Genomic DNA, 6,258 nt, shown 5'->3' with positions numbered 1-6,258 from the left:
CGCCGCGAGCTCTCCCGCCCCCGAGGTGCCGGTGAATCGCCAGGATTGCACGGCATGTGCTGATCCCGGGACCCTTTGGTCCGTACCGTGGCAGGCAAGTGGCCCGGTCCATGGCACGCTTGGGGCATGGCCGTCCAGATCAACCCCAGCATCCTGTCCGCCGACTTCTCCCGGCTTGCCGAGGAGGCCAAGGCCGTCGAAGGCGCCGACTGGCTCCACGTCGACGTGATGGACAACCACTTCGTGCCCAACCTGACGCTGGGTGTGCCGATCGTGGAATCCCTCAGCCGGGCGACGGACATCCCGCTGGACTGCCATCTGATGATCGAGGACGCTGATCGCTGGGCACCGCAGTACGTCGAAGCGGGTGCCGGATCCGTCACCTTCCACGCGGAGGCGGCGGCCGCTCCGGTACGGCTGGCGCGCGAGATCCGGGCCAAGGGCGCCCGCGCCTCCATGGCGCTCAAGCCCGCGACACCCATCGAGCCGTACGAGGACCTGCTCCCCGAGCTCGACATGCTGCTGATCATGACGGTGGAGCCGGGCTTCGGCGGCCAGTCCTTCCTGGACATCATGCTGCCCAAGATCCGCCGCACCCGTGAGCTGATCTCCAAGCACGGTCTGGAGCTGTGGCTGCAGGTCGACGGCGGCGTCTCGGCCGCCACGATCGAGCGGTGCGCCGAGGCCGGCGCGGACGTCTTCGTGGCCGGTTCGGCGGTGTACGGGGCGGACGACCCGGCTGCCGCGGTGCGCATGCTGCGCAACCAGGCGCAGGAGAAGACCGCCACGGCCGCCTGGGCATGCGGCCACTGAACCACCAGCAGGTGAACGAAGTCCTTCGGGGCTGATCAAGATCTGCCGGATCTGACAGGATGACGGGTCCGGGACGTGTACAGCAGTGAGGAGAACGCGGTGTCTGCGATGTCGGCGGGACGGTCAGCCCTGCGGATGGGACCCGCGGAGCTGGTGCAGGCGGCGGCGATGGCCCGCCGCTTCTACTTGGAGGGCAAGTCCAAGATCCAGATCGCCGAGGAGTTCGGCGTCAGCCGCTTCAAGGTGGCCAGGGTCCTGGAGACCGCCCTGGAGCGTGATCTCGTACGCATCGAGATCCGTGTCCCCGCGGAACTGGACGCCGAGCGTTCCGACGCCCTGCGCGCCCGTTACGGGCTGCGCCACGCGGTCGTCGTGGAGTCCCCGGCCGACGCCACCGACGACGCACCCGACCCGGAGAACCTCGGCGAGGTGGCCGCCGACCTGCTCGGCGAGCTGGTCACCGAGGGCGACGTGCTGGGCCTGGCCTGGGGCCGCTCCACCATCCATATGGCCGCAGCGCTCGACCGGCTCCCGCCGTGCACCGTCGTCCAGCTCACCGGCGTGTACGACGCAGGGACGGCCGAGCGCGGATCGGTCGAGGCCGTACGGCGCGCCGCCCAGGTCTCCGGCGGCGAGGCCCACCCCATCTACGCGCCGATGCTGCTGCCCGACCCGGCGACGGCAGCCGCTCTGCGCAACCAGACCGGCATCGCCAGGGCCTTCGAGTACTTCGACAAGGTGACCGTGGCGGCCGTCTCCATCGGCTCCTGGGAGCCCGGCATCTCCACCGTCCACGACATGCTCAGCGACGCCGAGCGCGAGCACTACGCCTCGCTGGGTGTGGCCGCCGAGATGTCCGCGCACCTCTTCGACACCGAGGGCCGGCGGGTCGGCCGGGACCTCGGCGAGCGCTGCATCACGGTCGAGGCCGACCGGCTGCGCAGGATCCCCGAGGTCGTGGCGATCGCGGGCGGGCTGCGGAAGGCCGCGGCGATCGGTGCCGTACTGAAGTCGGGTCTGGTCACCAGCCTGGTCACGGACACCGCCGCGGCCGACTTCCTGCTGACGGAGACGGGCCCCGGGCCGCGCCCCGCGCTGGAGCGGGCCGACCCCGACGGGGAGTGATTGGAGGAACCGCCCAGCGGTTTCCCGGGGGGCTGGAGGAATCTCCCGCAGACGGTGTACGCGCGGACGTGGGACAATGAGCTACGTGCTTTTTCCCCTGGCTGAAATGCCTAGGGGCCACTCCGAACGACTGGGATGTCCAGCACGTGCGCTTCCTCAATGACCTGCAGCCGCCGTACGACCTCACGTACGACGATGTATTCATGGTGCCGAGCCGCTCCGCGGTCGGTTCCCGCCAGGGCGTCGATCTCTCCGCCCCCGACGGCACCGGCACCACCATCCCGCTGGTCGTCGCGAACATGACCGCGATCGCCGGCCGCCGTATGGCCGAAACCGTCGCCCGCCGCGGTGGCATCGTCGTCATCCCCCAGGACATCCCGATCGACGTCGTCACCGACGTCATCTCCTGGGTCAAGACGCGCCACCTCGTGCTCGACACCCCGATCGTGCTGGCCCCGACGCAGACCGTCGCCGACGCGCTGTCGCTGCTCCCCAAGCGCGCGCACAACGCCGGTGTCGTCGTCGACGCCGACCAGAGGCCGATCGGTGTCGTCACCGACCAGGACCTGGCCGGGGTCGACCGCTTCACGCAGCTCTCCGACGTCATGTCGAGGGACCTGGTCCTCCTCGACGCGGACATCGACCCGCGCGACGCCTTCAACAAGCTGGACGGCGCCAACCGGCGTTACGCCCCGGCCGTGGACGCGGACGGCAAGCTCGTCGGCATCCTGACCCGTACGGGCGCGCTGCGCGCCACCCTCTACAGCCCCGCCGTCGACGCCCAGGGCAGGCTGCGCATCGCCGCCGCCGTCGGTATCAACGGCGATGTGGCGGGCAAGGCCAAGCAGCTCCTCGACGCGGGCGTGGACACGCTCGTCGTGGACACCGCGCACGGCCACCAGGAGTCGATGCTCGCCGCGGTCAAGGCCGTAAGGGCGCTCGACCCGCACGTCCCGATCGTGGCAGGCAACATCGTCGCCGCCGAGGGCGTACGCGACCTCATCGAGGCCGGCGCGGACATCATCAAGGTCGGTGTGGGCCCCGGCGCCATGTGCACCACCCGGATGATGACCGGCGTGGGCCGCCCGCAGTTCTCCGCCGTACTGGAGTGCGCCGCCGAGGCGAAGAAGCACGGCAAGCACGTCTGGGCCGACGGCGGTGTCCGTCACCCCCGCGACGTCGCCATGGCGCTGGCCGCAGGCGCGTCGAACGTCATGATCGGCTCCTGGTTCGCGGGTACGTACGAGTCCCCGGGCGACCTGCAGCAGTCGGCCGACGGCCGCTGGTACAAGGAGTCGTTCGGCATGGCATCGGCCCGCGCCGTCCGTAACCGCACCAGCGAGGAGTCGTCCTACGACCGCGCCCGCAAGGCGCTCTTCGAGGAGGGCATCTCCACCTCGCGGATGTTCCTCGACCCGGCCCGCCCGGGCGTCGAGGACCTGATCGACTCGATCATCGCGGGCGTCCGCTCCTCCTGCACCTACGCCGGTGCGAACTCGCTCGAGGAGTTCGCCGAGAAGGCGATCGTCGGCGTCCAGAGCGCCGCCGGTTACGCCGAGGGCAAGCCGCTGCACGCCAGCTGGAGCTGACTCCGTACCGCACAACTTCGCAGCCGGTTCCCGCACTTCGCGGGGACCGGCTGTGGTGCGTTCACACCCTTCCCCCACACCCTTGGCCAGAATTCCGTGAATGGATGCGGGTATACCGGGTAGTCGGGCTCTGCGAACGCACCGGAGAAGAAGGGGAGGACACCGTGTCCATGGCGAGCCAAGTCCCAGTACCGACAGGGCTCATGACGCACGAAGCCAGGCCTGGCGGCCGGACCGAAGAGCAGCTTCCGTACGTGGAGAGCCCCTCAGCGGTCGCCCCGCGCGATGCCCGGGAACTCTCCCGGCTCTTTTTCGCGCGGCTGGCGGTCCTCGAGGAAGGCACGCACGAGTACCAGTACGCCCGGAACACCCTGATCGAACTGAACCTCTCCCTGGTCAAGTTCGCGTCGGCGCGCTTCCGTAGCCGCTCCGACCAGATGGAGGACATCGTCCAGGTCGGCACCATCGGTCTGATCAAGGCCATCGACCGTTTCGAACTCACCCGCGAGGTGGAGTTCGCGACCTTCGCGATGCCGTGCATCATCGGTGAGATCAAGCGGTTCTTCCGCGACACCAGCTGGTCGGTGCATGTTCCGCGCAGGCTGCAGGAGTTGAGGATCGCGCTCGCCAGGGCCAGCGACGAGCTGTTCCAGCTCCTCGACCGCTCGCCGACGCCCGCCGAACTCGCCGCGCATCTCGACCTGACGGAGGACGAGATCATCGAGGGCATGGTGGCCGCCAACGGGTACACCGCGGGTTCCATCGACATCCCGCTGGACGACGCCTCGGAGAGCGGATCGAACTCGCTGGCCGACCGGCTCGGCGAGGACGACCCTGAGATGGAGATCATCGAGAACGTCACCGCGCTGAAGCCCCTCGTCGAGGAGCTCGACGAGCGCGACCGCCGGATCCTGCAGATGCGGTACGGACAGGAGATGACCCAGTCGCAGATCGGCGTCGAACTCGGCGTCTCACAGATGCATGTGTCGCGACTGCTGTCCCGGATCACCGCACAGCTGCGCAAGGGGCTGCTCACCCAGGAGTGACCGCCCAGAAGTGACGACGCCGCGCCGGGTCCCTTGCTCGCCGAGGGGCCCGGCTCTTCATTTCACCCGCCGCACTTCACCCGCCGCACTTCACACGGCTCACTTCACGCGGCCGTCGCGGGCCGGGTCCAGATCGTCCGTACCGTCTTGCCCAGCGGCAGCGGGCTGATCTCGACCCGGCCCGCCAGTCTTAGCACCAGGGGCCAGCCGAAACCGCCGCCGCCACCGAAGTCGGGCGTACGGGCCACCGGGTGGTGCGGGCTGGAGTCGTCGAGCTCCACCACCAGCTGCTCGGGCCCGGCGCTCAGCCGCAGCCGCCACCAGCCGGCCGTGTGCCGGGCGGCATTGGTCACCAGCTCGCTGACGACCAGCAGAACAGCGTCGAGATCTGCCCAGGGGCAGTGCTCGGCGAGGAAATGGGCGGCAGTGTCGCGTGCGGTGGCACTGTCCGCCAGGGGTGAGTCCACGACAACCACGGGCGGCTCCTCAAGTATCTTTCGTTCGCATACCCCGCCGGCGCTCATCCATCACCTCCGAGCGGCGAGTTCGCTGCCGGCGGACAGGCCGGGACCAGGCCGGGGGAGGACGCCAGGACGGCCTCGGCGAACGAGGCCGCCAGGTGGGCGTGACCGGAGTCGTCCGGATGCAGTCCGTCGGACAGCTGGTCCGGTGCGAGCAGTGCTCCGCCGGGCAGCAGGGCGAGACGGCCGTCACCGGATGCGGTGAGCGCGCGAACCGCCCGCTCGATCGCTCCACGGAGGTCGGCGAGAGTCGCACCCAGGGCGTTGGGGGTGTCCTCGGCCTCGGGGCACAGGACGGGCGACACCACCCACACCGGGGTGTCGGGGTGGCTGTTGCGTACGACAGCGACGAAGGCCCGCACGGTCTCGTGCATCAGACCGGCCGAGAACGGCACCCGGGACCAGCAGTTGGAGCCGAAGGCGAGCGTCACCAGGGCGCAGTCGAGCCCGGCCAGCTGCTCGGCGCAGACCAGTTCGCCCCGTGCGGCGCCCGCGTAACCGAGGTTGAGCGGATCGAGCCCCAGGGCGCGTCCCGCCACGGCGGGCCAGGCCAGGGCAGGCCGGGTGGCGCACCAACCCTCGGTGATGGAGTCGCCGTACACCAGCCAGCGGGGGAGCGGCGGGGCGGGCGCCGGAGTGCCTCCCAGTCCGCGGACGGCGCGGACGGCGGGGCTGAGGGAGTCCGGGAGATGGAGGGTGAAAGGGCCCTCGCCGGACGGGAGCCCGATCCGTACGACCATGTCCTCGCCGGGCACGGCAGCGGCCTCGGCGTGGGTGACATCGCCCTCCAGCAGCGAGAACACGAAGACCGGCGCGTCGGGTCCCGGGTCGGACGTGCTGTAGCGGACCTCCACCGCCTTCGCGCCCCCGGAGGTGAACTCCAGCCGTACGCCGACCGGTATCTTCGCCCGTTCCCAGGTGTCCCAGGGCATCCGGTCCGCACAGGCGGGATCCGCGCGGACGGGCCGGCCCGCGTCCCACCAGGCGATGCCCCGCAGGAAGGGCTCCGGATCCAGCCAGTCCTCGCTCACTCGTGTGTCCCTCGTATGTCCATGCCGTACGTCTGCCCAGAGAACCGCGAGGACATGGCCCCGCGAACGCACGGGCCCCGTGATCTACTTCGCATATGGGATGCGACGCCCCCGCCCCACACCCCGCGAGAGA

6 protein-coding genes are annotated in these 6,258 nt (G+C 70.1%); 4 read left to right on the top strand and 2 right to left on the bottom strand.

Annotated features, from left to right (window positions below; genetic code table 11):
• Positions 1 to 126: 126 nt before the first annotated feature.
• The 4 genes from rpe to J0695_RS28340 all read left to right on the top strand — a co-directional run bounded on the left by rpe (position 127) and on the right by J0695_RS28340 (position 4,573).
• On the top strand, positions 127 to 813 hold the full coding sequence (gene rpe, locus J0695_RS28355; RefSeq protein ID WP_206966690.1) for a ribulose-phosphate 3-epimerase: 687 nt from the start codon (positions 127 to 129) through the stop codon (positions 811 to 813).
• Between the two features lie 108 nt (positions 814 to 921).
• Positions 922 to 1,938: a sugar-binding transcriptional regulator gene (locus J0695_RS28350; RefSeq protein ID WP_206966692.1), complete on the top strand. Its 1,017-nt coding sequence runs from the start codon at positions 922 to 924 to the stop codon at positions 1,936 to 1,938.
• A 146-nt stretch (positions 1,939 to 2,084) separates the two neighbouring features.
• On the top strand, positions 2,085 to 3,527 hold the full coding sequence (locus J0695_RS28345; protein WP_206966687.1) for a GuaB1 family IMP dehydrogenase-related protein: 1,443 nt from the start codon (positions 2,085 to 2,087) through the stop codon (positions 3,525 to 3,527).
• Positions 3,528 to 3,697: 170 nt separating this feature from the next.
• Entirely contained in the window at positions 3,698 to 4,573 is an 876-nt protein-coding gene (locus J0695_RS28340; protein ID WP_206966685.1) for an RNA polymerase sigma factor SigF, read from the top strand.
• 104 nt (positions 4,574 to 4,677) lie between these two features.
• On the opposite strand, the gene J0695_RS28335 is transcribed toward J0695_RS28340, so the two are convergent.
• Both J0695_RS28335 and J0695_RS28330 read right to left on the bottom strand, forming a co-directional pair.
• Entirely contained in the window at positions 4,678 to 5,049 is a 372-nt protein-coding gene (locus J0695_RS28335) for an ATP-binding protein (protein WP_307798790.1), read from the bottom strand.
• Between the two features lie 44 nt (positions 5,050 to 5,093).
• Positions 5,094 to 6,125, bottom strand: a complete 1,032-nt coding sequence (locus J0695_RS28330; RefSeq protein WP_206966682.1) for a GDSL-type esterase/lipase family protein — start codon at positions 6,123 to 6,125, stop codon at positions 5,094 to 5,096.
• Positions 6,126 to 6,258 lie beyond the last annotated feature (133 nt).

The sequence above is a fragment of the Streptomyces beijiangensis genome, from assembly GCF_017315755.1.
Classification (GTDB): Bacteria; Actinomycetota; Actinomycetes; order Streptomycetales; family Streptomycetaceae; genus Streptomyces; species Streptomyces beijiangensis.
This window is presented reverse-complemented; position numbering and strand designations above follow the sequence as displayed.